Source organism: Boseongicola sp. (genome assembly GCA_014075275.1).
Classification (GTDB): Bacteria; Pseudomonadota; Alphaproteobacteria; order Rhodobacterales; family Rhodobacteraceae.
In genome coordinates this window covers 3,508,207-3,533,345 of sequence record CP046179.1, presented here as the reverse complement: position 1 = coordinate 3,533,345, position 25,139 = coordinate 3,508,207, and the positions used below count along the sequence as shown (strand labels likewise).

Below are 25,139 nucleotides of genomic sequence, written 5' to 3'. Positions count from 1 at the left end.
TTAGATATTGACACGACGGACGGGCGCTTTGATGACTTCGTCGTCCACAATAAAATGTGACAATACTCTGTCAAAGGGATCATGATTGCCATCAAATAAGGGGTTCTCGCGCAGTGTGGCTAAGACTTCAGCAGGGCCTTTAGATCGCTCTTGGGATCTTTGACTAGCGCTGGATCGGGCGTTTTCCCTGCTTCGATCAGGCGCTTTGCGACCATATAGCTGCGCGGGTCGTTCAAGGCATCAATCGCAATCAACCTCTGATCGGCAAAATACCAATGCGACACGGAATTGGCATCTGTGCGGCGGATGATGACGTTATCATACCCTGTCGACAAGCCGGCGATCTGGAGTTTCACATCATACTGATCGGACCAAAACCAAGGCGCAGCAACATAGTTTAAACCCTGTCCCAGGACGTTCGCAGCAACGATTTCAGCCTGATCTATCGCGTTGCCCACGCTTTCCAGCCGGATGCGACGACCCATCCACGGAAAGGACGCACAATCACCCGCTGCATAAATGCTGTCATCTGAAGTTTGACCATAGCAGTTCGTCTTAATCCCGTTGTCGAGCACCAAGCCGGCCTCTTCGGCAACGTTTTGACGAGGCCGCACGCCGATCCCGACTAAGACTAAATCGCAAGCGATGATTGTTCCGTCTGACAACTTGGCTTGTTGAACTTGGCCCTTGTTTCCATGCAAGGCGACAAGACCAATGTTCTCGCGCAGATCGACCCTATTTGCCCGATGCAGCGAGCGAAAGAAATTTGCTGTTTCAGAGGCGGCGACACGGTTCAGAATGCGCGCTCCGGCCTCAACCAAAGTAACATGCATTCCCAATTTGCAGGCGACGGCAGCACCCTCAAGCCCGATGTAACCACCACCCACCACCAAGACTCGACGGCCGGGCGTCATCACTTCCGCAATTGCATCGGCGTCTTTGAGATCACGCATGTAGAAAACGCCACCAAGGTCAGAAACAATAGCATCCGGCAGACGAACGGGTTCTGCGCCCGTTGTTAGGATTAACTTGTCGTATGTCATCTGCCCGCCATCCGAGAGCGTGACACTTTTTGCATCCCGATCAATGCGCGTCACATGAGTGCCAAGCCGCATGTCGATGTGGTTTTCGTCGTAGAAAGCCGGTGGCCGCAGAAACAACCGTTCGCGCGTCATGTCGCCTAGTAAATAGGCCTTAGAGAGGGGTGGGCGCTGGTAAGGGTGATACGGCTCAGCCCCTATCATGGTGAGCTTGCCACGATGCCCAAGCACGCGGAGTTTCGCCGCTGCGGCTAGACCAGCCTGACCTGCGCCAATAACGATGACATTCTGATCCGCGTCAGTGTCGGTCATTATCAATCTCCTGGTTAGCCCAAAAATTTACCGAAGTTTTGCAGCTGCAATCTGCATTGCGGTGATGAGCGCATCGCGCTTTGCAGCGAGTTCTTTTTGGTTCAATTCACCAGCCTCTTCATTGACGCCTTTCACCAATTGGGCGGTGACATCGGGATCAAGATAGACCTGCCCTAGATCATCCCACCAGCCGTTTAACGTGTCAGTGAAATGGTCGCAGAAGGACTGCAGACCTCCTGGCCCGGCGCCTAGATTGAACAACATCGTCGGGCCCATCGCTGCCCAACGCAGGCCCGGCCCCGCCCACATGGCCTTATCCACATCACCCATGCTGGCAACGCCGGTTTGCACAAGGTTAATCGCCTCACGCCAGACCGCAGCTTGCAAGCGGTTAGCAACGTGGCCACTCACCTCTCGACGCACGCGGATCGTGACCTTGCCCACGGCCTCGTAGAACCGCTCGGCAGCTTCTGGTACGCCTTCGGCGGTTTTAGCGTTGCCCATGACTTCGACGAGCGGGATTAAATGGGGCGGGTTAAAAGGATGCCCTAGAACTAACCTCGACGGGTCGGTCCAGCCTTCCTGCATCTGGCCAAGTGTGAGCCCCGACGCGGAACTTGCAATTATGGCACTAGGAGCCATCGCCGGTTCGATCTCAGCATAGAGCGCGTGTTTGATCGGCAGTCGTTCCGGCACGCTTTCCTGAATGAACGTGGCACCCTCAACTGCTTCAGCGGCTGAGGCGTGGAAAGTTAGGTTGTCAGGGCTGCCCCCGTCGGTGAGCCCCAATTGCGTCATCGCGTCCCATGCGTTCTCTACGTAATCTCGCACCAGCTTTTCCGCCGACGGAGATGGGTCAAACACGGCGACCGAGCGTCCAGATGCAAGAAAAAGCGCCGTCCAGCTTGCGCCAATCACGCCCGCGCCCAGCGCGGCGGTATGTGAGAACTCAGTCATCAGAATAATCCGGGGTTTAGGGGCGATGCGGCGGTCATACCGCCGTCGGCTGTGATGCATTCACCAGTCACGTAACGCGATTCATCCGAGGCGAGCCACGACACCAAGTTCGCAACGTCGTCAGGTTCTCCAAACCGGCCGACCGGATGGCGAGCAAGGGCGTCTGCCATAGCGGCCTTGGGATCATTTGCCAGTGCAAATCCATCCTCTGCCATTGCGGTCATGATCCAACCGGGTCGCACCGCGTTGCATCGAACCTTGGGTCCGTGATCCACCGCGATAGATCGCGTCAATCCATGCACAAATGCCTTGGACGCGTTATAAAGCGCCATCGAGGGGTCAGCCACCATGCCGGAAATAGAACCGATGTTAACAATCGACCCTCCAGTTTCAGACATTTGAGGCAGCACAGCGCGGCACATGTTGAAGACGCCGCGACAATTGACATCCATCACAAGATCATAATCTTCGTCACTGCTGTCAGTGACCGATTTCTCAACCTGAACCCCTGCATTATTGACCAGGACATGAACTTGCCCTGCCGCGTGCATGATGGCGTCCACTCCAACCTTGGTGGCAACATCAGCCTGCACCCAGACCGCCCCTTCCGGAAGGTCTGCCGGCGCTTCGCCGCGACCGCAGGTCACCACATTCATACCGTCACGCAATAGCCGACTGACAATCGCCTGCCCAATTCCCCGGCCACCGCCGGTGACAATCGCTGTTTTTTCATCGTGGAACTCAATGCGCAATCATTACGTGGCGAACCGCTGTGTAGGCATCCAGCGCATAAATCGACATATCACAACCAGTGCCGGAACTTTTCATCGCTGCCCAAGGCATTTCCGGCGTTGCGACACCGTGCGTATTCACCCAGGTGAATCCATAGCGAAGTCTGGATGACATGCGCATTGCGCGGCCTGTGTCGTTTGTCCAAACCGATGATGCCAATCCAAATGGCCCGCCATTGGCAATCTTCAGGGCTTCCTCTTCGTCGGAGAACCGCGAAATAGTCACGACAGGGCCAAAGATTTCTGTGCATGCGGCCTCAGCCGTGTTGTCAACATTTGCCAGAACTGTTGGCTGGTAAAAGAAGCCCGGGCCGTCGATCATTTGACCGCCGACGACGACCTCGCAACTATCTCGTGCACGGTCCACAAATCCAGCGACTGTGTTCCGCTGAGAGGCAGAAACAATCGGACCCATTTCTGTACCCTCTGCTCTTTGCGCACCGACTTTGATCTGCCCAACCTGATCAGCAATCGCTGCAACAACCTTATCGTAGACAGCGTCGGCCACCATGATCCGACACGGCTGCGCACAATCCTGACCGGCGTTGAAAAATGATCCATACCGAACGGTTTCAGCCACCGCATCGATGTCCGCATCTTCAAAGACAATGACCGGCGCCTTGCCCCCCAGTTCGAGGTGGACGTGGCGAATTTGTTTGGATGCGGCTTTCATCGCCTCGCTGCCGGTGCGGTTAGACCCAGTGATTGTGATCGCTTCGGTGCGCGCATCATTGATCATCTGATCACCGACCGCACTGCCCGCGCCATGCAGGACGTTGACGACACCTTTGGGCGCAATGCTATTGATCAACTCAGCCGCTCGCAATGTTGAAAGAGGCGTCACCTGCGACGGCTTCAACGTAACCGAACAGCCTGCGGCCAAAGGAGCTGCCAACTTCCACGCGGCCATCATCAAGGGGTAATTCCACGGCGCAATCGCGGCCACGGGTCCAATTGGATCGCGGCGGATCATACTGGTGTGACCTTGCACGTATTCGCCCGCAGCCACGCCCGTCATCGTGCGCGCCGCACCGGCAAAAAAGCGGAACGTATCGATTGTCAGCGGTGTTTCGTCATCCAAGGCGGATGGCCAAGGCTTACCAACGTCCTGACTTTCAAGGCCTGCCAACTCTTCTGCATTATCCTGAAGAACCGTCGCAATATTGTTTAGAAGTTCTGATCGTTCAGCAGGCGTGGTTTGCGAATAAGATTGAAACGCCTCATGCGACGCTGCCATAGCAGCATCAACCTGATCCTGCGACGCCGCAGGAATGGCACAAATTTCCGCGCCGTTGGCGGGATCAAGTACAGAAATATCTGCGCCCTCGCCCGCAACAAGCTCTCCGTTTATCAGTTGTTTTGTCTGGACAGTCATAGTTTTCCCCGATCAGAATGCAGTTTGATCGCCACCCTTCAGACCCAGACGCTCGCGCGCTTGGGTAGGTGTTGCAATCTCAAGGCCCAAGTTTTCGATAATTGAGCGGATTTTCCGGACCTGCTCCGCGCTCGATGTCGCTTTTTGGCCGGGGCCGATGTAAAGGCTGTCTTCCATGCCGACGCGCACATTGCCCCCCAACAAGGCTGATTGCGTGGTGAACGGCATCTGATGCCGACCGGCAGCCAGAACCGACCATTCGTAGTCGTCCCCGAAGAGCTTGTTCGCAATGGTGTGCATGTGCATCAGGTTATCGAGATCAGCCCCGACGCCACCCAAGATGCCAAACACCATCTGCACGAATATTGGTCCTTTGACCCAGCCCTGATCAATGATCCAGGCAAGGTTATAAAGGTGGCCCAGATCATAGCACTCAAACTCAAACCGCGTGCCGTGACCTTCACCCAACTCTATTAGCGAATACTCAATATCTGCAAAGGTGTTGCGGAAGATAAAATCCCGCGTCATGTCAAGGAACTCAGGTTCCCATTCATGTTTCCAGTTGCTGTATTTGTCCTTCATCGGGAAGATGCCGAAGTTCAAGGACCCCATGTTCATGGATGCCATTTCGGGGCTGGCTATCTTCGCGGCCTTCAACCGCTCTTCACGAGTCATGCCCAGTCCACCACCGGTGGTAACATTCAAAACCGCATCGGTGGATTGCTTAATACGCGGAAGAAAATCCATATAGAGTTCAGGATTGGGATCAGGCCGTCCATCTTCAGGATTTCGCGCATGCAGGTGAATAATCGAGGCCCCGGCTTCGGCCGCATCGATGCTTGCTTTTGCGATTTCAGTGGGGGTGATCGGCAAATGCTCTGACATTGTTGGCGTGTGAATGCCGCCCGTCGGAGCACATGTAATGATGACTGGTTTTGCCAAGTTCTTCGCCCTTGTCAGAGTTTCATTTGCTGGACTTGCGCTGACAGACCGCCATCCAAGACCCAAAGCTGTCCTGACGCATATCGCGCTTCATCCGAAGCCAACCAATTTACCAGGTTTGCGATGTCATCAGGCGTTCCATAGGTCCGCATCGGGTGCACATCGCGCACTGCCTTTTGCAGGCTTTCGATGTTGCCTCCTCCACCGCCAGAGCCGTCACCCTCAAAGAAACTTTGCAGCATCGGCGTGTCGATATAGCCGGGGCAGATTGCATTGACACGGATGCCTTCCGGGCCATGGTCACAGGCCATCGCCCGCGTCAGAGCATGAACCGCCCCTTTAGTGGCGCAATACGCTGCAAGGCCGGGGTCGGCGATAAATCCGTCATATGACCCGAAGTTGATGATGCTGGCGCTGCTGCCGGACTTGGCTGCAGAACGCATCAAAGGCAGCGCGTGTTTCGATGTCAGAAAGGTGCCGGTGCAGTTGACCGCGAAGCTTTTGTTCCACTCATCCAGTGTCGTATCTTCGATGGTCTTTTCGATTTCGATTCCAGCCGCGTTCACCAGAATATCCAGCTTGCCCTGCTCAGCGTTCACACGCGCCATCGCGGCAATCGCGTCGGCTTCTGATGTCACATCCAGTCTAACAAAATGGCTGCCATCTTCGTCGTGCGCGGCAAGCGAGCCTTGTTCAGTGAGATCCGCTGCGTAAACCGTGGCACCTTCTTTAAGAAAGCGGGCAACAATTGCGCGCCCTATACCGCCACGGCCGCCTGTGACCAAAGCTGACTTTCCAGATAGTTTCATGTTGGTTTATTCCTTTGCCTCAAGGCGATAACGCACAGCGGCTTCAGTCCAGTCCATGTGATTGCGCACATACTGATTTGAGGCGTCCGAAGGTGGGTTGTAATCCCAATGCTCGCCAGCTCCGGCTTCCATTGTGGCGTGCAAAGCGCGCCGGGATTTTTGAGTGCTGATGATGTCCTGCCGCAGTTTTTCACTGTCCCAGCGTTCAGCGACCTCTGCCGCAAAATCGCCTGCAACATTGGCATATCTTGGATCATGCGCCACATTCACTTTTTCCAGCGGATCCTCTGCCAGATCGAAAAGTTGAGGCGGATCAGGATCGCAGTGAATATATTTCAAGGTGCCGCGGCGGATCATAAAGACCGGGTATGCCGTCATTTCGGCACAGTATTCGCCGATAGCTTCGTCTGCGTCACTACCATCTCCACGGGTCAGGGATGCAAGGCTGCGCCCGTCAACCGGCTCGCCCAATGTCGTATGATCGCCACCAGCGAATTCGACCAGAGTTGGCAAGATATCAACCAGAGAACATGCATTGGGAATTTCGCCCTGTGCAATTCCCGGACCAGCCATGACCAATGGCACGCGCGCGGAATGTTCGAAGAAAGTCATCTTATACCACAGGCCGCGTTCGCCCAGCATATCGCCGTGGTCCGCAGTCACAATGACGATGGTGTTTTCAAGCTCGCCGATATCATCCAGCGTTTTGACAAGTTCGCCGATTTTACTGTCAAAATAGCTTACATTGGCCAGATAGGCACGACGAGCGCGGCGCACTTCCTCGTCGGTCAAAGGCACGTAACTGGCCTCAATCCCATCCATCACACGACGCGAACCAGGGTCTTGTTCCTCGGGCGACAGCACATATTCCGGCATGTCGATTTCATCGTCTGAGTACATGTTCCAGAATTCTGGCTTAGCAACATAAGGGTCATGCGGGTGGATAAAGCTGGCCACCATCGCAAATGGCGTATCGTTTCCAGCGGCACGATCTCTGCCCCGGTTGATTAGCCAACGGTTTGCGGCAAAACCAACTTCATCATCATAATCGGTCTGATATGTGGCAACAGCCATGCCACTTTCCTTGACCGTCTGCATGTTGTGATACCACTTATCGATCCGTTCGTCCGCGGCTTCCCAATCAGGTGTCCATGCGAAATCAGACGGGTAGATATCGGTCGTTATCCGATCTTCAAAACCATGTTTTTGGTCTGGGCCGACAAAATGCATTTTGCCGGATAGACAGGTCTTGTATCCCAACCCCTTGAGGTAATGCGCAAAAGTCGGAACCGTCGAACGAAATTCCGACGCGTTATCGTAGGCGGCAATCCGGCTGATCAACTGGCCGGACATGAACGCAAAACGCGATGGCGCGCAAAGTGGCGAATTGCAATAGGCAGCGTCAAACCGCACCCCGCGCGCAGCGAGCGCGTCAAGATGCGGTGTTTTGGCGACTTTGTGGCCGTAAGCTCCGGTGAAGTGCGGCGTGAGCTGATCGGCCATGATCACCAATATGTTTGGTTTCGTCACGGTGCCGCCTTTTCGTATGCGTCCAGTATGAGACCATGGAAATGATGAACAGCATGCTCTGATTTACCGGATCCTTCAGGATCATTCACGATGCGCCCTTGTCGGAATGCAGGCGTTTCCATGCCACGCTGAACACTTTCAACGAGACCGATGTCTTCGACTTGCAAGACCTCATCAATGTATCGGATCGTGTCCAACTCTGCTTCAACCGGTTCCGGGGTCTCAAGATAGAAATCATAGGTTTCCAGCGTGCGGTTCGGACCTGCCGGGATAATGTTCATCACGATCATCGACGACCGGCCCGGGTAGCGCATCAGGCAGGTATTTGGCCACAACCACCATACCGCGTGGGTGCGCACCGTCGCGTTCGATACGTCATAGGCGCTGTTATCCGACTGGCCGGCGTCCGCCATGTGGCTGGAATAGATGCCATGTGTTGTGACTTTATAGGTGTCCATGTCGACAAGATCACAGAAGTCTTTATGCGCGGTCGGGCAGTGATAGCACTCCAGGAAATTGTCGACGACGTTCTTCCAATTGGACTTGATATCGTAGACCAAGCGGTGGCCAAATGTCAGATTTTCAATGTCCGGAGCCCAATGGCGGATCTCGGTTTCGAGATCGCCTGTCGTGGATGCAAGTGATGCCGCGTCAGGATCCAAATTGACATAAATGAAGCCGCAGAATTCTTCGACCTGCACTTGGTCCAGGCAGATCTCTTTTGGCTGAAAATCTTCAAGATTGTCGGTTTCTGGCGCGCGAACAAGTTCCCCGCTTAGGCGATAAACCCATGCATGATAGGGACACATAATTCGGGTCGTATTCCCGTCACCCGACAACAATGCGTGGGCGCGGTGTTTACAGACATTGTAAAACGCGCGCAGTTTGCCTTCCTTGTCTCGCACGACAGCGATTGGATGGCCTGCAACTTCAACGGTTGTGTAAGACCCAGGCTCACGCAGTTTTTCGACGTGACAGACCCACTGCCAAGTTTTGGCAATTATGTCGGCCACGTCCGTATTAAACCATGTGTTTTCTGTGTAAGCGTCGGCGCTTAGCGACAACGATCGAGAAGGGTTGTTATCATATCCGCGACTAATCTGGCGAAACTCGTCCTTCGAAGGAAAATTTGTCACCTGGACCCTCCATGAATGATTGAGAAAGCCCCGCAATAGGACTCGGAGCATTTTGCAGAAATCACAAAAGGCCTATGTTCTCATTTGGCCTTCTGGTTATCTTTTTTGGCCTTTGGGGTAATTTCCCTTTTTTTTCTGTACATCGGCCAGGCCCGAAATTCGAACGGGATCCGACCTTCGCTTCGATCCTTGATAGGAGGTAGTCCGAAACGTTCCTTATAGGCTCTGCTGAAGTGAACCTGACTTGAAAATCCTGACGCCACCGAAATTTCTAACATCGACATTTCGGTTTGTGTAACCAGTCCGCGCGCACGATCCAGACGGATATCCAGATAGTAATTTGCGGGCGGTTTTTTAATGTGTTTTGCGAACAGGCGACTAACTTGACGATGAGAGAAACCAACAGAGTCGCAGATCTCTGGAATAGACAGCGGAGTTTCTAGGTTATCTTCCATTGTCTGGATAACACGCTTCACCAATGCTGGCACAGTTGCCCCAGTAGGTTCGGCCACAACTGGCTGCTGCCAATCGCCTCGTTCCCGCAACTTGGGCTGGAATATATATCGCGCAGCTCTGTTCGCCAATGCTGGCCCGGATATCCCCTGCAAAATGTGCAATCCAAAATCCACCGAAGCAGTGCCACCGCAACAGGAAAGAAATCTATCGTCTAAGACAAAAAGCTCTTCAACCACTTCAACATTCGGGTAAAGCTCTTCGAACGCATCCACATGTTCATAGTGCACAGTCGCTCTCCGGCCTTTTAGCAAACCCGATTGAGCCATGATAAATGCGCCCGTGTCCAATCCCGCAATCTTTGCCTTTTTCTTTGACCACTCGCGCAAGCAAAACAGAATCTTCTTTGAACCATGGCGCTCGGGCGTCCAGCTGGAGGAAATCACGGCGATGTCGGGGGTAGTTTTTTGCATTACAGTAATGGGGGCGGATTCAACTCCTATGCCATTGCTTGCATAGCAAATACCGCCTGCCTCAGAAACAAAACTCCACCGGAAAAGCTGGCTGCCTTCGAGGTAATTCGCCGCGCGGAATGGATCGATGAAGCCCATTGTGGCAAAGCAGTTGAAGCTTGGAGTGACGACAACTGCCAAGTGAATAGGAGAGTCCGATTTTTTCAACATTGGCGGAAAACCTCAATTTCTTGACTAATTTAGATAAATTGAATTGCGGGTTTTTGCAATGATGCCGGATCTGAATTCGCACCGGTGATCTAGATGGGAGGAGTACCAAAGTGCCAGAGAAACCTGACGCTGGCGGCCTGATTCCTAAGGGCGTTGCGCATGTTGAACTTGCCGGAGCGGCCACCACGCAACATGTCGTCTTTTTGCTAGTACCTCAGTTTTCGATGTCTGCATTCAGTGCCGCAATTGAACCGCTGCGAATAGCCAATCAACTGACAGGCAGGCCACTTTACCAGTGGGAAGTGATTTCTGAGGATGGCGACGCGATTGTTGCATCTAACGGAGTAAAAGTTGGGGTCGATGGTGGCTTAAGAGAGACGGACCGCGACACAATAATTTTCGTTTGCTCTGGCGTAGAGCCGCTTGAAATGACTTCAAACGCGGTCGCGAACTGGATACGTCTTCAATGGCGATTGGGTCGATATGTTGGCGGCCTTTGCACGGGCGCATATGCATTGGCAAAAGCTGGCATTCTAAAGAACAAAAGCTTCACTTTGCATTGGGAAAACCAGGCCGCTTTTAAAGAGATTTATCAAGAGCTTGAACCAGTCGAGCAACTATTTGTCATCGATGGTCGAATTGTAACTTGTGCTGGTGGGTCTGCCGCAACTGACCTTTGGGCAAAACTGATCAAGCAAGATCACGGGCAATTGCTGTCGCAAAGCGTATTGAACATGTGCCTAATCCCGTTTCAAAGATCCGGGTCTGATCTTCAAAAAACATTTGTAACAGCGCGCATTGTATCGCGAAATCCGACACTAGCTCAGATCGTTAGATATTTTGAAGACAACATTGAAGCTGAAATTGACCTTGATGCAGTCGGCGAAGCTATCGGAAAGTCCCGCCGTCAGATCGAACGCCTTTTTAAGCGACACGCTGACATTACACCGATGAAGTTTTTGTCTGACATGCGACTTCAGCGTGGCCGTGCACTTCTGTCTGAAACTAATTTGTCTGTTGCGGAAGCCGCGACCGCAAGTGGCTTTACATCAACATCCCATTTTTCAAAACTCTACCGAGCACGTTACGGACACTCTCCACATCATTTGCTGACGTAAGACATACTACGTCTGGGAACTGGCGCTCGTGCTCGAAATCCGGGGAACCAGGGCTCTGACGAGATCCTTCATATCTAGGACACCGACTTGCTTGCCGTTTTCCATCACACGATAAACATGAGACGTGTCTCCGCCAGACACAGCTATCAGCTTTTCAAGAGTATCTTCTACGTTGGCGTCACCGGCAAAATCGCCATCTGTTTTAGGCCGCATCACCGAGCCTACCCGCAACACGCGCGCGCGGTTGATATCGCTGACAAAGTCCTCGATGTAAGGGTCAGCCGGATTTAGCAGAATGTTCTGTGGCTCGCCCTGCTGCACCACCGCGCCGTCTTTCAAGATCACCAGATGATCGGCCAGCTTCAGTGCCTCATCCAAATCATGGGTGATGAAGATAATTGTCTTTTTAAGCTCAACTTGAAGCTCCAAAAGCAAATCCTGCATGTCTGTCCGGATCAGCGGATCAAGCGCCGAGAAGGCTTCATCCATCAACATGATGTCCGTACCTGCGGTTAATGCACGGGCAATACCGACCCGTTGCTGCATTCCACCGGACAATTGCGAAGGGTATTGGTTTTCGTTACCGGACAGCCCTACTCGATTAAGCCACTTTCGCGCTTCCGCTTCCTGGGTTGCAGCATCCGCGCCCTGAACAGCAAGCGCCATGGCGGTGTTCTGCAAAACTGTTCGGTGGGGCAACAACGCGAATTTTTGGAACACCATCGCCATTTTCGCGCGGCGCGCCTCGCGCAGGTCGGTTTGCGACAATGCCGTTACGTCCTGGCCATCAAGTAAGATCTTTCCGGCCGTTGGTTTGATCAGGCGGTTAAGGTGCCGGATCAATGTAGACTTGCCGGATCCCGACAGCCCCATGACGACGGTTATCTCACCTTCCTGCATATCGACGTTGATGTCTTGCAAACCCAGCACATGGCCGTGGTCGGCCAGCAGTGCATCCTTGCCGACACCATTGTGCACATGCTTCATCATCTGACCGCCGCGCGGTCCGAAGATTTTGTAAACGCCGCGCAGGCGGACTTTAGGCATATCATTCATAATCCCGCCCCTAATGCGTTGAGTGGTTCTTATCGATGCGGGAAAGGGCAGCTTTTGACGTGCGATCCAGAATAACTGCCAGCAGCACGATGCCGATGCCCGCAAGGATCCCAACACCCAGTTCAAGATTGCGGATGCCGCGCAAGACCAAGACGCCCAACCCAGGCGCAGATACCAGCGATGCAATGACAACCATGGCGAGGCTCATCATGATCGTCTGGTTAATGCCAGCCATGATATTCGGCAACGCCAACGGCAGTTGAACGCCCCACAGCTTTTGTCGTTTTGTCATACCAAATGCGTCGGCCGCTTCGATCACGTCCTGATCGACCAATCGGATGCCAAGATCAGTTAACCGAATTACCGGGACAATCGCATAAAGGATGATCGCAATGCCATACAACTTCGATTCCGTAACAGAAAACAGAAATATCAACGGGATCAAATAGACAAATGTCGGCAATGTCTGCAGCAGGTCAAGTATCGGCACGATCATCTTTTGCAGCCTGTTAGACCGCGATATGGCAATCCCGATCGGAACCCCGAAAACCACCGATATACTTGTACAAACGAAGATAATCGAAAGCGTCTGCATCGCGACATCAAGATGGTCAACAAACCCCAGCAGCAGCAGTGACAAAGCAACAAAGACTGTAACGCCGATGGACCTGGCCACGTACCACGAGAAGAGTACTAACAAAGGCACCATGACCCACCACGGCGTCGCGGTGAAAAGCCAAAGCGCTCCGTCCAGCATCCAGGACAAAGGCTGCGTCAGTGGATCAAGCACGAATTTAAGCGTCGACTTCGCAGCCAGAAACCCTTCCTCAATACTTGCGGTCAGGTCGCGTGTTTGACCAATTTTGTCACAACTTTCGTTTAAGGTATCTAGCGACGGAAAAGGAAAGATTTCACTGGATTGACCCTGTCCCTCGCCATTTGCCTGGGCCAGCAAATCCGCCATCGACATTGGCGAAGCTGTTGCGTCCGCATCGCACCAATCCCGCAACCCGAAACCATCGAATAGTCCGTCATAAAATGCCATGATCCAGTCGCCATCCCCAAGTGGTTGTACGCAATTGACCCGATAGCATAGCTACCGGGTCAACCAGATTTTCTACTCGAACAGCTTTACTTCAAGAGCGCGCTGAGCTTGCCGCGGGCATCGTCATTCAGCCACCCGCTCCAAGTGTCTTTGTAGTTTGATAGAAAATAAACTGCAGCCTCATCATAGGACGCATTTTCATTTTCCTGCCAAGCAAGAACTTCACCCATTTGGGTATTAGTGAATGTCATTTTGCTAAGCATGTCCGATACATCCGGCTCACGTTCGGAGAAGGAGGTTGTCACAGCAGTTACAACATCTGCAGTTGGGTATGCGGACAGACCTGGTGTCGCGCAATCCTCAAGGGCGTTACAGTCGTGGACGTCCTGAGCGTAGTCACCCATTTCGACCTGAACCATTGGAAACTTCCCCAGAACCGAAGTCGGCGCCCAATAGTATCCAAACCAAGGCGCTTCATCTTCGTATGCAGCCGCGATAGCAGCAGCAAGCGTTTCGCCCGAGCCATGCTGGAAACGTTCAACACCCGCGTCACCAAGGCCAGCGGCAACGAAGTTATTGTTATTGGTGATGTCGCAACCCCAACCGGTTGGACAATCATGGAAACGACCACCGATAAGTTCCGGGTTCGCCCGAATACCTTCAAGCGTTGTTAGCTCGGGATGCTTATCGGCCAGATATTTCGGGATCCACCAGGCTTCAACACCGCCGTCAGAAAGAACTTTAGACAACTCGACAACCTTACCGGCCTCAAGCAGTTCGAAATACACAGGAGTGTAGCTCGTCCAAAGCTCGGTAACGATGTCAGGCTGCCCCGTTTCTGCGAGAGACGTGATCGCTGGCACAGTAGTTGAAGGCACAGCAGTCACTTCACAACCGTAGCCCTGTGTCATCAGGAAACTAGCGACTTTCGTCACGACGGCCGACGACGCCCAGTCCATTTCGGTAATAGACACTTCACCGCAATCAGCCAAAGCTGCTGTTGTGCTGAGCCCTGTTGCCAACACGACGCCGGCAAAAAGCTTCGAAATTCTCATTTTGTCCTCCAGGTTTTATTTTTGGTTTGGGCCCTTGTAGAACAAGGCGGCACCAGTGTCACAAAATACCGAAGAAAAGTTAGTGATTACTGGTCAGCCTTTTATCAATAATGGCCGCCTTCACCTCGATGGAGGCGAGAATTCCGACAATGAAGTGCTGTTAACGTCAACCCGTCAGGAGTTTTGTCCGTAAGTTACTCACAAATTCCTTCGTCTAAACTTCCAAATTGAACACTACAAAACGACTACACAGTGCATTGCGCTACCGTCCACCGGCTCCCGAAACCATCCTCCCGATGGCAACGAGGCCGATCATGACCTAAAATACAATCTCGACCAGTCAGATGGGTTTGATCATCAGCACCCCACGTTCGGTCCATTGCCGACATTTGAAGCACCTCTTGAATGCCATTTTGGTTTCCGTAAGCCGCCATTCGGAATCGCTCAGCAATTTGACACGAGCAGATGCTTGCAATCCAGTGAAACGCTGGTTCTTGCGCAATGCCCGCGTTTGATCGGGAGAGTTAAAACTCCGTTTCAGGCATTGCAGCTGGTGGGTGTTTGATCAGGTCCGCGATCTCCGCCATTACGTCCGCAAGCAACGCCCCAAACTCTATCGCCCCAGCGATACCTTTGATTTGCTCCATCGTCCGCCCGGGATTGGAATGTCTACGGCGCTTTTTGCCCCTGCGGGCGTTCGCAATATCATTGACCAGTCCTTCGGCCCGCGATGTCGAGCCTGCTTTCCCGTTTCAACGGCGACGACCATAATCAAAGAGCGCCGCGCGATTGTGCTCCAGACAGATCCGCAGCTCCGGTGTTCGCACAATTGCCGAAAAGGCCGCGTCATTGGTTTTGCCAAAAGTCTCTCCACGCAAGTGCATGCCAAATCCGGAAAATGTTTCTATCAGATCAATGACCCGGGCTGTTTGCCCATGCCATTACGCCATTAGGCGGCTTCAAGATTTCTTTTCGAATTTTCAGTTCTGGGTGGCTGCCCTTCTGTTGCGTATTGCTTTTATGATTGGCCAAGCAATGATGAGGATTGTGGCTATCGCCAAAGCGGCTGAAATTGGACGAGTCAATAGTTCTGTCGCGTCTCCGCGGCTGATTAGCAATGCGCGGCGCACGCTTTGCTCGGCCATTGGGCCCAGGATCATTCCAAGGATGATGGGAGCAAGAGGGACGTTCACCTTTTCAAGAAAATAACCAGCAACACCGGCTGCCAGCATGACCCATAGGTCAACGGGTCTGCCATTGATGACATAGACGCCAACGCACATGAGGATCAGGATGGACGGCACTAATAGTACACCGGGAAGCCGCTGGAATTGCGCAAAGACCCGTGTCGCGATAGTGCCTCCAAGAAGGAAGATCAAAAGCGACGTGATCAGCATCTCCATCATGAATCCCCCAACGAGGACGGGGTTCTGGTGGAATAGCTGCGGACCTGGCTGCAATCCGTGAATCGTCAGCGCGCTCAGAACCAGCGCGGCGACCACGTTACCGGGGATTCCGAGCGACAATGCTGGAATCATCGATGCAGCGTTGTCGGCGTTGTTGCCGCATTCCGCAGCCGCGATGCCCTGCGGGTTTCCCTTGCCGAAACTATCAGGATCGTTTGAGGCATTCTTAGCCGCACCATAGCTAAGGAAAGCGGCGATATTGCCGCCAGCCCCGGGAAGGATGCCCACGCCAATTCCGATACCCGAAGAGCGCAACCAGGTCGGGAAAAGTCCTCGGATTTCGCCTTTCTTGAAAGGAACGTTGGTCAATTTCAACTGTGCCGCCGAAAGTCCCTTCAAATCGCATTTCTCAGCTAATTGAAGAACGGGCGGCAAGGCATATAGGCCTACAAGGACGACGATCAGGTCGAGCCCGCCCAAAAGCCAAGTTTGACCAAATGTATAGCGCGCTTGTCCAGACAGACTGTCGATGCCGATCGTTCCAATCAAAAGACCCAGAACTGCTGCCGTAATTCCCTTAATCGCATCTGAACCGACGAGGACACCAACTGATGCCATGCCAAAGATGGCTATCCAGAAATACTCTGCAGGGCCGAAGAAAAGAGTCACGCGGGCCAGAAGCGGGCCGATTGTCATCAAAGCGATTGCGGACGCGATGCCGCCGACCGCTGAGGACCAACACGCGATTTTAAGCGCTTTGGCGGCTTCGCCTTTATCAGCCATCGGAAAGCCATCGAAAGTGGTTGCAATGGATGCGGGCGTGCCGGGGATGCGCAGTAGGATCGCTGGAATTGCGCCGCCATACATGGAGCCGTTGTAGATGCCCGCGACCATGGCCAAAGCGACCAGTGGGTCCATCGAATACGTCAGCGGCAAAAGCAGAGCGATCGTCATGACCGGGTTCAAGCCCGGTAGAGCGCCGATAAAAACACCAAGAAGAGTGGCTCCAATCATGGCCACTATTGGCCAAAATGTCAGAACATTGCTGAGGGCATTTGTATAAAAATCCATAGCTTAGCCCCCTGCACCAAATATCGATTGCAGCGCTTCACGTGGTAGCGGCTTTTCGAGAAGGACTGAGAAGACGACGTAGACAACGCTCATAAACACTGCAGCCACAATCAGTGCATAGACCACTTGCCGAAACCCCAAAGCGAGCGGCAAAAGTACCATGAGCAACAACGAGGCAGTGTAAAACCCTAGTGGCACCACCAGCGCCACAAAGGCCACACCAGCAGCCACTGTGGTGAACATCTTGACGGGCGCACCGATCAATTCTCGTTCGTCGTCCGAGGCGGACCGGATGGCTTTGGCTGCCACCGCTCCGCCCAGAAGCGTCAGGATAATGCCCAGCACCATTGGGTATGTCCCTCCGGCACCTTGGTAGGACGTTGCCATCCATGCAGCGAAAATGCCCAGAGCCATGACAATGGCTCCAAGCGTGATATCCTGACGGCGTTCCATGATTTACAGCCCGAGGCCTTTGGACACTTCGGCTAGCGCATCAAACTCGGCTTGCAGACGTGCGCCAAGGTCAGAGCCCTTAACAACGTTTGGCACTTCGCCTTTTGTGGCCAAAAACTCCACATAGCCTGGATCGTTCACAGAAGCTTCGATGATGTTGGCCAGCATTTCAACGATCGCAGGGTCCATGTCTTTTGGCCCAAGGATTGCACGCCACAACAGGGTTTCCTTGTCGCCCATCCCAAGCGCTTCAAGGCCCGATGCCTGTGGAAGCGCGGGCACGTCCGCACCTGAAGTTACAAGCAGGCATTTGGCCTCGCCTGTTTCGACATATGGCAATACGGTCGAGATCGACCCGCCGTAAATATCAACATGTCCGCCAAGGAAGTTCTGCAATGTTTCACCTGCACCACCGAAGGGGATCGCGATAGCGTCAATGCCCTTGGCCTGGAAAACGCGTTCGGCAGCCAATTGCATCGTGCCGCCGATTCCATCATTTCCGTAGGTGTATTTCGCAGGATTTGCTGCCAGTTCCTCAAGGAAACCAGCACCATCATCTGCAGGGAAATCGGCATTGACGCAAAGGGTGTAAGCCGTTTCGGATGTCGATGCTATCGGCGTAAAGCTGTCCAAAGAATACGCCACGTTTTGCACTTGTGGCACTGTCGTAAGCGGGCTGTTCCAAGTGGCAAAAAGAGAATACCCGTCTGGCTTGGCTTGCATGAATTGTGATGCGCCGACGGAGCCACCGCCGCCGCCTACATTCAGAACCGCGATGGATGTACCAAGCGCCTCTTCTAGCAAGATCGCCAGCTTTCGTGCGCTGGTATCTGTGCCGCCGCCGGCCCCTGCCGGAATAGTCAGTTCAATGGCACGCTCAGGGTATTCCGCGAGTGCTGGTGTGGCCAGCGCCGCAACAGCTGTCAGGCCAATTAAAGTCACTTTAGTGTTCATTCTATTTCTCCCATTGATTGGTCGTAGTCTGTTCATGTGATTTCGCTGCGGTAGAGGAATTGCGCGGCACTTCCCTGCGCTATCCTCCATTCGACGGGGTTATCTTCGATATCAAAGGCTGTGCGGCGGATGACGGCCAGCGGTGCGCGGGGTTCTAGCCGCAACTGCTGCGCCACTGCGTCCGAGGCGAACCCAAACGACAAATCATCAATTGCTCGCTTCACCAGAACGCCAAATTTCTCGAAATAGAGCGGATAAAGCAGCGGCCCAAAATCTGTATCTGGCATTTGCTCAAACCCAGAGAAGCGTTTCAGCGGGATATATATTTCCTCGAACAGAACTGGGACGTCAGACAGGCTCCGCAGACGAACTATTTTTATGACGTTGTCAGTTCCAAGAGCATCAGCTGCTTCCTTCGGCGCGGCGGCGATGCTTCGCAGGATCAATTGGCTGGAGGGGATCGATAGCGGCGAGCCGTCGGATTCGCGTAATTGAAAGAACCGGAACAAGGTTGCATCAAACGAGGGCGCGCGAACAAACGTGCCAGAGCCTTGCCGCCGCTCTAACAATCCTTCGATAACGAGGCCATCGATGCCTTTGCGCACGGTTCCGACGGAAAGCCCATATTCTTTAGCCAGGCGCGACTCAGAGGGAATTGGCTCGTCCGCAGTCCACTCACCCTGTGCGATCCGATACGCAAGCGTGTCCCGAAGGCGCACATATGCAGGCAATCGTTCATCTGTCGTTGTAAAACCAGTAGCCATGAACTTCCTCCCGGGTTACTACTAGACCAAGATGATACATTTAGTCAACTAGTCATATATATGAATTGGAGGCCTTGCCGAATGATCCAGTTTGACTGCCACGCGCATGTTTATGAAACGGCGATGGCCATTTCAGGCGCTCGCTATACGCCAAAAACACCTGCGCCACTGGCTCATTGGCTGGATCACCAAACACAGCATGGCCTTAAAGGTGGTGTTATCGTGCAGGTCAGCTTTCTTGGAACAGACAATACTGAACTGTGTGCGGCGTTGGACAAGTTAGACCGCAAACGATTTGCTGGTGTCGCGATTGTCGCGCTGGACGTGAGCGACACCGATTTGGATCGGCTGGTTCAAGCTGGGATTCGCGGGATTCGGTGGAACCTTGTTCGCGGCGCAGAAATTCCAGACCTAGCAGGAAAGACAGCTCAGACGCTTTTTGAAAAACTGCGAAAAAGAAGTTTGCACCTCGAGGTGCACCTCGAAGGGCGGCGGCTGGCAACGAAATTGGCGTCACTGGCTGATCAGGGCGTCAAGCTGGTCGTAGATCACTTTGGATTGCCGTCGGAACCAAATCCAGAAGATGATCCAATGATCCAGGCAGTATCCGGTCTTGGTGATCTTTCAAATCTCTACTTCAAGTTCTCAGCTCATTACCGAACTTCATTCGACCTGCGCCCACATGCTCAATTCCTGCTTTCCAAGCTGCCCAACCACCACGTCGTCTGGGGCAGCGATTGGCCGCATACGCAACACGAAGACCAAATCACTTATCAAAAAACATTTGCGGCTCTGGATGATTGGCGACACGTCACTGACGAAGAATCTGCTAGATCTTTGTATGGTATCCAGATCACCTAAACTTGAATTTAGGGCGCTCTACAATTGTTCGACAACAGTACACAGACCTCAAAGCCGCCATTCGTGTTGTCCAGCCCACAAGCTCAGTGCCATTCCTGATTAGAGTTTCTGGCACGGGTGGCCGCATGTTGAGTGCCTGATGGGGGCGTGTGCGATTGTATTGCCTGAGCCAGTGATTGATGACGATCTGAGCCTGTTTTGTCGTCGCAAACCACTCAGCGTTCAGGACTTCCCGGCGAAGTGTTCCGTTGAACCGTTCGTTGTAGCCGTTCTCCCATGCACTGCCCTGCAGTCGTTTGAGTGCAAACGATGAGTGGGGTGATCCTGAGTAGATGTGGATCGGTTTGATGCCGACCTTTAACAACCAGTCCTGCATCGCTTCGGCGACGATCTCGGGGCCATTATCTGATCGGATAAATTCTGGAGTCCCCTGGCGCAGGAGCGGCGGATACAGCGCCTCCAAGACATCTTCGGCGCCCAACCTTGTGCGAACTGTGACGGCCAAAGCCTGTCGGGTGTATGCTGCAATGCCGCGAGAAAGTCAGCCTACGTTGCGAGGAGTAGATGCTTCGGTGAATGGGTTGGTCCCAAAGTGCAGTTTCGCACATGCTACTTTTACATGTCGGGTCGTGCACCAACTCGTTAACTTTCTCGATTCAGTCACGCCTATTTTTCCAAATTATGAAGAATTCTTGACAATTATTTCCGATAATGGAAAAATAATAATTAAATTATCCATTTTCGGAACTTAACGCGTGAGCAAGAAGCTGGACAGTCTGGACGAAGGCATAGCCAAACTTCTCGCAGAAGACGCTCGGATGTCCGCGAGTCAAATTTCCGAAACGCTGGGCGATGTAACCGAACGCACGGTGCGCAATCGAATTACTTCGTTGATCGAAAGGCGCATCTTGCTGACGACAGCTGTACTCGATCCTGTTGCAACGGGCCGCGTCTATTTGGACCTCAATATCGATACGGCCCCTGGAAAGATGGCGGACGTTGCAGACCGCCTAGTGGACCTGCCTCAAATTGACATGGTGAGCTACGGTGGCGGCTCTCACGACGTCTATGCATACCTATTGGCTGAAAGCCTTCAGTTTGGGTTGGCATTGGTCGAAGAAGTCGACCGAATTCCCGGCGTCATCAGCGTGAAAGTGACAACGCATATGGCTGTTTTGAAATCACACGGGTTTCGATTGCGGGCTGCTGACGATTTGCGGGCAAGGCTAAACGAGGAACGCGGAAATTAATGAAGCTAATGTCGCACCTTCGTGTGCGAACAAGACGACACCTGGGAGGGACAAATGACTGATCAAAATACCGCGCCGCAGGCGCCATTAACAGATCTATTGGATGACTACACAACCGTGCCTGTGCCGTTCGGAATCAATACGACTGGTTGGCAGGTGGCCGCAATTATTTGCGCAATCGGGATAACCTTGCCCGCAATGGTGTTTGGTGCGTTTTTGTCCGCAGAATATGGATTTGCGACAGCGAACCTTGATTTCTGGATTGGCTGTGGCATGGTAGCAGTTTTGGGTGCACTCACGGCTGTCATAGGTTCGCGATCTCGCCTGTCTACCTACATGATCCTGCAATTTCCGTTCGGTCAAAAGGGCGCTCGTTTGGTCAACCTTTTGATGGCAGTAATTCTTTTGGGGTGGTTTGCGGTCACGATTGAAGAATTTGGCATCGCGGTTGCGGCGGCCTTAGACAACATGCTTGGGGTTTCAGTTTCGGTCTGGGTGTGCGTTCTGCTTGGTTCGATTGCCATGACAGCAACAACGATATTCGGGTTTAGCGCGGTTGAGAAATTCTCTCGTTATTCTGTGCCACTTCTCGCACTTTTTCTTTTCTACGTTGCCTTCGCGGCTTCAGGTGGTGGAGAAGGAAGCAATGCCATCGATTTCGCTTTTAATCAGACCGATGGAAGCTTGGTCGCAGTGCTTACTGGCGCAATAGGCATGACGGTACTGACAGCAGTACTGATGCCCGACTTTTCACGCTATTGCCCCAACGACAAGCAGGCGATAATCGGCGCGCTTGTCGGTATCGGAATAACTTTTCCGGCTGTCTTAACTCTGGTCACCATCCCAGCCACGCGTACCGGCGAGGCTGATATCATGGCCATAATGGCTGCCATGGGTGTAGTCTTTGTCGCATTGTTCGTTTTGATATTCGCGACCTGGTCGACCAATATCACTAACCTCTATTCGTCAACGCTGACCATCTCAACTTTTGTGCCGAAGCTTCCATCATGGCAGGTGACGGTCATTGGCTCGGTCATTGCAACTGTGGCTGCATTGTTGGGAATTACGGCATATTTCATCAACTTCCTGATCTTGATCGGCGTGGCTGCTACACCCTTGGCCGGGATATATGTGGTTGATTACTTTTTGGTCAGAAAATCAGGTTACCAGGTCGAGGATCTGGAACAGCGCCCCGCAATTGGCATCCCAGCTTTGGCCGCCTGGGTCATCGGAACAGTCACTGGGTATATGACAGAACAAGGGATGTTCAGCCTTTCCGGCCTGTCGGCTGTGGATGCGCTTTTCACAACCAGTGTCGCTTATTTCATTATTGCGAAGGCCATGAAGACCGAAGGCTGATGGAAATTTCGGGGCGGGCCTGCCAAGGCCCGCCTTCGTTTCGCTGCGAAAGTTCACTCAATGAACTACTTAGATACCCTAAGACCGTCCTCTGTTTGGTCTCACTTCCTTGCTTTAAGCCAGATACCGCGGGGATCTGGAAAAGAAGAAGCGGCCAGTCACTTTGTGGCTGAACTTGGTCATGCACATGGGTTGGAAACTTACTCGTTCGCCAATGGCAATGTCATCGTCCGTAAACCCGCAACCCCGGGCATGGAAAATCGCCCGATGATCGCACTGCAATCGCACTTGGATATGGTTCAGGTGGCGCAGGAAGGGGTGGCAATCGATTTTGATCAGGACCCAATCGTGATTAAGAAATCCGGTGATTGGATAAGTGCCGATGGAACCACACTTGGGGCCGACAACGGCATCGAGGTTGCGATGACGTTGGCGATATTGACAACCGCAGATCATCCGCATCCGCCGATTGAGGCTCTTTTCACGGTGGACGAAGAGGTGGGCATGTCGGGTGCCGCCGCTTTGCGTGCAGGAGATCTGAAAGCCGGCGCACTGATAAACCTCGATTCCGAAGAAGACGACGTTCTAATGCTTGGCTGCGCCGGGGCCATCGATGTGATCATCGAGGCACGTCGCCCTACCGAACCCTGTCCTGCGGAGAATATTGTGCAAGCCGTTACCGTCTCAGGCGGAAAGGGCGGGCACTCCGGTGTTCATATTCATCTGGGGCGCGCCAATGCAATTTTTGAGCTCGCTAGGGTGCTGCGAAATTGTTCTGGCCTTGATCTCACATTGAAGTCGCTGACAGGCGGGCAATCCATCAATGCCATCCCGTCCGAGGCGGTTGCCGTGATTTCCATTCCGGAAGACCAACTGGTCCCGTTACAAAAAGTTATCTTGGACGCTGACCTCACTTTGAAAGATGCTTATCCCAGCGATCCCGGATTGAGCGTTTCGCTTGCAGCAACAACAGCGGATTGCGTTGGGTTTCGAAAAGAAGACAGCACTGCATTGCTAAAGGCGTTATGTGACATTCCCAGCGGTATAGTTGCAATGCGCGAAGACATCGAAGGTGTTGTTGAAACTTCAAACAGCGTCGGTCTGGTGTCTGCGAAGGCCGGACATATCAAAGTAGCCTGTCTGGCGCGAAGTTGTGTGGACACCGAGCTTGCCGCGTTGGTTGAAAACCTCCGGTGCGCGGCGGGATCATTTGCGGAAGACCTGCGCACCGAAAACGCACAACCAGCCTGGGAACCTCAAGGCGAAAGCGTATTGGCACAGGCCGCAGCGGCTGCGTATCGCAGTGTAAATGGCCACGAAATGCGCCGCGAAGTGATCCATGCCGGGCTGGAGTGCGGGGTTTTGTCCGCAATTTTCCCGCATATCGAAATGATTTCCTATGGTCCAACGATCCTGGACGTCCACAGCCCGGACGAACGCATCAGCGTGTCATCCGTCAAAAATTGCTGGTCCGTCCTTCTGGAAACGCTGGCGAACATTCCACCAAAAGAGGTTGCCCCATGACGAACCCTGCGCTGAACAAGATCGTTGCCGATCGTTTGATAAAGGACCTGTATGGCATAAAGGCCGGCGACGTTGTCGCAATTGGCACTAACGAGAAATATGAACCGGCAATCATTCAAGCGATGTTCGACGCGTGCGCAGATGTGGATGCCAAACCTCTTGTTTTGCAATACCGAGAGGCGCGACAGTTTGGTGCAGCGGGTATGGCGGATTGGCCCACCGCCGCTTTAGAGGCTGCATTGAAACACGTCGATGTTTGGCTGGATTTTGGCGAAAACCCGCTTCTTTACTCTCCGGTTTGGGAAAACGTCCTGAAAGAGAATACAAAAATTCGCTACAATGTGTTCGGCCCGTCAACGTCCGAAAGCCTTGAGAGGGTCTTCTGCCACTTTGATGTCTCTCTCATGGAAAAAATCCTGAAACGACTTGCCGAACTAGCCACCCAAACATCACGTGTTCGCGTCACGAACGCCCGGGGCACTGATGTATCCTTTGACACTGACCCTAACAATTTGATCGATTTCGACAGCGGCGATTATTCGGCGAAAAAATTTGGCACCGCTCCTGGTTATCTCAATCTTGTCCCCAAAAGTGGCTCAATGTCTGGACGCATTGTCTTTGACGCCATCATGCATGCGCAACTCACTCAGAACAGCCAGTGCGAATTCATTATGAGGGACGGCAGTATCGTTGAGTTTGTCGGCACGGAAGCGCAGCCGGTCAAAGCTCATGTTGATGCCTTCAATGAAGAAAACATGTACAAAATCAGTCACATGATGGTTGGCCTAAGCCCAAATATCCACGAAATTAGCAACGAGATCGTGGAAGACGAGCGCATTTGGGGCGGTGTTGATTTTGGGTTTGGACACACTTCTCCGATGGACATGCCACCAGACGGCCAACCGGCAAGCTCGCATTTTGACAGTGTTGTCGCCAAAGTGTCCATCTGGTTCGACGATGTGCAGATATTCGATGAAGGCGAAGTCGTTTGGGATGCCATCAAGGCAGATGCTGCAGTCTTGCGGTCCGTTTCGTCTTGAAGATCTGCATGATTGCTAGCCCGCTTCCGCGAAATTTGCTTCTACCTCTGATGCAAAAGCTCATAAGTTCTGAGAATTCCGGCAAGTATGCACGAAATGTGATCGCAGCCCTTCACCTGTTTAAACGTCCTGAAATCACATCAATCGAGGCGCAG

At 53.0% G+C, this 25,139-nt stretch carries 23 protein-coding genes and 1 pseudogene; 6 read left to right on the top strand and 18 right to left on the bottom strand.

Going from position 1 to position 25,139, the window contains the following annotated elements; translation table 11 throughout:
- Window positions 1-119 precede the first annotated feature (119 nt).
- From GKR98_17645 to GKR98_17605, 9 genes are read right to left on the bottom strand one after another with little or no spacing between them, the layout of a single operon-like run.
- The gene (locus GKR98_17645) at window positions 120-1,352 is read right to left on the bottom strand and encodes a pyridine nucleotide-disulfide oxidoreductase (protein ID QMU59837.1); all 1,233 of its coding nucleotides are present in this window, start codon (window positions 1,350-1,352) and stop codon (window positions 120-122) included.
- Window positions 1,353-1,379: 27 nt separating this feature from the next.
- Window positions 1,380-2,309: a 3-hydroxyacyl-CoA dehydrogenase gene (locus tag GKR98_17640; protein ID QMU59836.1), complete on the bottom strand. Its 930-nt coding sequence runs from the start codon at window positions 2,307-2,309 to the stop codon at window positions 1,380-1,382.
- Window positions 2,309-3,055, bottom strand: a complete 747-nt coding sequence (locus GKR98_17635; GenBank protein ID QMU60161.1) for an SDR family oxidoreductase — start codon at window positions 3,053-3,055, stop codon at window positions 2,309-2,311. The genes GKR98_17640 and GKR98_17635 overlap by 1 nt, the downstream gene beginning before the upstream one ends.
- Window positions 3,051-4,475 carry an aldehyde dehydrogenase family protein gene (locus GKR98_17630; protein QMU59835.1) on the bottom strand — a complete coding sequence of 475 codons (1,425 nt, stop codon included), beginning with the start codon at window positions 4,473-4,475 and terminating at the stop codon, window positions 3,051-3,053. The genes GKR98_17635 and GKR98_17630 overlap by 5 nt, the downstream gene beginning before the upstream one ends.
- 12 nt (window positions 4,476-4,487) lie before the next feature.
- Entirely contained in the window at window positions 4,488-5,417 is a 930-nt protein-coding gene (locus GKR98_17625; protein ID QMU59834.1) for a 3-keto-5-aminohexanoate cleavage protein, read from the bottom strand.
- 14 nt (window positions 5,418-5,431) lie between these two features.
- Window positions 5,432-6,226: an SDR family oxidoreductase gene (locus tag GKR98_17620; GenBank protein QMU59833.1), complete on the bottom strand. Its 795-nt coding sequence runs from the start codon at window positions 6,224-6,226 to the stop codon at window positions 5,432-5,434.
- 6 nt (window positions 6,227-6,232) lie between these two features.
- Entirely contained in the window at window positions 6,233-7,756 is a 1,524-nt protein-coding gene (gene betC / locus GKR98_17615; GenBank protein ID QMU59832.1) for a choline-sulfatase, read from the bottom strand.
- On the bottom strand, window positions 7,753-8,943 hold the full coding sequence (locus GKR98_17610; protein ID QMU59831.1) for a Rieske 2Fe-2S domain-containing protein: 1,191 nt from the start codon (window positions 8,941-8,943) through the stop codon (window positions 7,753-7,755). Before GKR98_17610 ends, betC begins: the two co-directional genes overlap by 4 nt.
- Window positions 8,944-8,972: 29 nt before the next feature.
- Complete coding sequence (locus GKR98_17605) at window positions 8,973-10,028, bottom strand: helix-turn-helix domain-containing protein (GenBank protein ID QMU59830.1); 1,056 nt, start codon at window positions 10,026-10,028, stop codon at window positions 8,973-8,975.
- 110 nt (window positions 10,029-10,138) lie between these two features.
- Here GKR98_17605 and GKR98_17600 point away from each other — a divergent pair, with 110 nt between their 5' ends.
- Window positions 10,139-11,146: a helix-turn-helix domain-containing protein gene (locus GKR98_17600; protein ID QMU59829.1), complete on the top strand. Its 1,008-nt coding sequence runs from the start codon at window positions 10,139-10,141 to the stop codon at window positions 11,144-11,146.
- Between the two features lie 6 nt (window positions 11,147-11,152).
- Here GKR98_17600 and GKR98_17595 read toward each other — a convergent pair whose 3' ends face one another.
- From GKR98_17595 to GKR98_17560, 8 genes and pseudogenes are all read right to left on the bottom strand, one after another.
- Window positions 11,153-12,202 (bottom strand): betaine/proline/choline family ABC transporter ATP-binding protein, encoded by a 1,050-nt coding sequence (locus GKR98_17595; GenBank protein QMU59828.1) that lies wholly within the window; start codon window positions 12,200-12,202, stop codon window positions 11,153-11,155.
- 10 nt (window positions 12,203-12,212) lie between these two features.
- Window positions 12,213-13,247 (bottom strand): ABC transporter permease subunit, encoded by a 1,035-nt coding sequence (locus GKR98_17590; protein ID QMU59827.1) that lies wholly within the window; start codon window positions 13,245-13,247, stop codon window positions 12,213-12,215.
- Window positions 13,248-13,333: 86 nt separating this feature from the next.
- Window positions 13,334-14,302 carry a glycine/betaine ABC transporter substrate-binding protein gene (locus GKR98_17585; protein ID QMU59826.1) on the bottom strand — a complete coding sequence of 323 codons (969 nt, stop codon included), beginning with the start codon at window positions 14,300-14,302 and terminating at the stop codon, window positions 13,334-13,336.
- A 671-nt stretch (window positions 14,303-14,973) separates the two neighbouring features.
- Window positions 14,974-15,243: pseudogene (locus GKR98_17580) on the bottom strand (ISKra4 family transposase).
- Between the two features lie 39 nt (window positions 15,244-15,282).
- On the bottom strand, window positions 15,283-16,779 hold the full coding sequence (locus tag GKR98_17575; protein QMU59825.1) for a C4-dicarboxylate ABC transporter permease: 1,497 nt from the start codon (window positions 16,777-16,779) through the stop codon (window positions 15,283-15,285).
- 3 nt (window positions 16,780-16,782) lie between these two features.
- A complete protein-coding gene (locus GKR98_17570; protein ID QMU59824.1) occupies window positions 16,783-17,232 on the bottom strand; it encodes a tripartite tricarboxylate transporter TctB family protein in 450 nt (149 codons plus the stop codon).
- A 3-nt stretch (window positions 17,233-17,235) separates the two neighbouring features.
- Entirely contained in the window at window positions 17,236-18,174 is a 939-nt protein-coding gene (locus GKR98_17565) for a tripartite tricarboxylate transporter substrate binding protein (GenBank protein QMU60160.1), read from the bottom strand.
- Window positions 18,175-18,218: 44 nt separating this feature from the next.
- Window positions 18,219-18,950 (bottom strand): UTRA domain-containing protein, encoded by a 732-nt coding sequence (locus tag GKR98_17560; protein QMU59823.1) that lies wholly within the window; start codon window positions 18,948-18,950, stop codon window positions 18,219-18,221.
- A gap of 81 nt (window positions 18,951-19,031) precedes the next feature.
- Here GKR98_17560 and GKR98_17555 point away from each other — a divergent pair, with 81 nt between their 5' ends.
- On the top strand, window positions 19,032-19,811 hold the full coding sequence (locus GKR98_17555) for an amidohydrolase family protein (GenBank protein ID QMU59822.1): 780 nt from the start codon (window positions 19,032-19,034) through the stop codon (window positions 19,809-19,811).
- Here GKR98_17555 and GKR98_17550 read toward each other — a convergent pair.
- Window positions 19,804-20,292 (bottom strand): transposase, encoded by a 489-nt coding sequence (locus GKR98_17550; GenBank protein QMU59821.1) that lies wholly within the window; start codon window positions 20,290-20,292, stop codon window positions 19,804-19,806. The two genes, GKR98_17555 and GKR98_17550, sit on opposite strands and share 8 nt — an antisense overlap.
- A gap of 274 nt (window positions 20,293-20,566) precedes the next feature.
- Between GKR98_17550 and GKR98_17545 the strand changes: the two genes are divergently transcribed.
- The 4 genes from GKR98_17545 to GKR98_17530 are packed head-to-tail and all read left to right on the top strand — an operon-like array spanning window position 20,567 to window position 24,984.
- The gene (locus tag GKR98_17545; GenBank protein QMU59820.1) at window positions 20,567-21,061 is read left to right on the top strand and encodes a hypothetical protein; all 495 of its coding nucleotides are present in this window, start codon (window positions 20,567-20,569) and stop codon (window positions 21,059-21,061) included.
- A 54-nt stretch (window positions 21,062-21,115) separates the two neighbouring features.
- Entirely contained in the window at window positions 21,116-22,420 is a 1,305-nt protein-coding gene (locus tag GKR98_17540; protein ID QMU59819.1) for a hypothetical protein, read from the top strand.
- Between the two features lie 60 nt (window positions 22,421-22,480).
- Entirely contained in the window at window positions 22,481-23,944 is a 1,464-nt protein-coding gene (gene pepD, locus GKR98_17535; GenBank protein QMU59818.1) for a beta-Ala-His dipeptidase, read from the top strand.
- Entirely contained in the window at window positions 23,941-24,984 is a 1,044-nt protein-coding gene (locus tag GKR98_17530; GenBank protein ID QMU59817.1) for a hypothetical protein, read from the top strand. The genes pepD and GKR98_17530 overlap by 4 nt, the downstream gene beginning before the upstream one ends.
- Window positions 24,985-25,139 lie beyond the last annotated feature (155 nt).

Excerpts from the sequence above, each read along its gene's own strand:
- GKR98_17645 (QMU59837.1), bottom strand. The coding sequence starts at position 1,352 with ATGACCGACACTGACGCGGATCAGAATGTCATCGTTATTGGCGCAGGT.
- GKR98_17640 (QMU59836.1), bottom strand. The coding sequence starts at position 2,309 with ATGACTGAGTTCTCACATACCGCCGCGCTGGGCGCGGGCGTGATTGGC.
- GKR98_17630 (QMU59835.1), bottom strand. The coding sequence starts at position 4,475 with ATGACTGTCCAGACAAAACAACTGATAAACGGAGAGCTTGTTGCGGGC.
- GKR98_17620 (QMU59833.1), bottom strand. The coding sequence starts at position 6,226 with ATGAAACTATCTGGAAAGTCAGCTTTGGTCACAGGCGGCCGTGGCGGT.
- GKR98_17610 (QMU59831.1), bottom strand. The coding sequence starts at position 8,943 with ATGCTCCGAGTCCTATTGCGGGGCTTTCTCAATCATTCATGGAGGGTC.
- GKR98_17605 (QMU59830.1), bottom strand. The coding sequence starts at position 10,028 with ATGTTGAAAAAATCGGACTCTCCTATTCACTTGGCAGTTGTCGTCACT.
- GKR98_17595 (QMU59828.1), bottom strand. The coding sequence starts at position 12,202 with ATGAATGATATGCCTAAAGTCCGCCTGCGCGGCGTTTACAAAATCTTC.
- GKR98_17590 (QMU59827.1), bottom strand. The coding sequence starts at position 13,247 with ATGGCATTTTATGACGGACTATTCGATGGTTTCGGGTTGCGGGATTGG.
- GKR98_17585 (QMU59826.1), bottom strand. The coding sequence starts at position 14,302 with ATGAGAATTTCGAAGCTTTTTGCCGGCGTCGTGTTGGCAACAGGGCTC.
- GKR98_17575 (QMU59825.1), bottom strand. The coding sequence starts at position 16,779 with ATGGATTTTTATACAAATGCCCTCAGCAATGTTCTGACATTTTGGCCA.
- GKR98_17570 (QMU59824.1), bottom strand. The coding sequence starts at position 17,232 with ATGGAACGCCGTCAGGATATCACGCTTGGAGCCATTGTCATGGCTCTG.
- GKR98_17560 (QMU59823.1), bottom strand. The coding sequence starts at position 18,950 with ATGGCTACTGGTTTTACAACGACAGATGAACGATTGCCTGCATATGTG.
- GKR98_17555 (QMU59822.1), top strand. The coding sequence starts at position 19,032 with ATGATCCAGTTTGACTGCCACGCGCATGTTTATGAAACGGCGATGGCC.
- GKR98_17540 (QMU59819.1), top strand. The coding sequence starts at position 21,116 with ATGACTGATCAAAATACCGCGCCGCAGGCGCCATTAACAGATCTATTG.
- pepD (QMU59818.1), top strand. The coding sequence starts at position 22,481 with ATGAACTACTTAGATACCCTAAGACCGTCCTCTGTTTGGTCTCACTTC.
- GKR98_17530 (QMU59817.1), top strand. The coding sequence starts at position 23,941 with ATGACGAACCCTGCGCTGAACAAGATCGTTGCCGATCGTTTGATAAAG.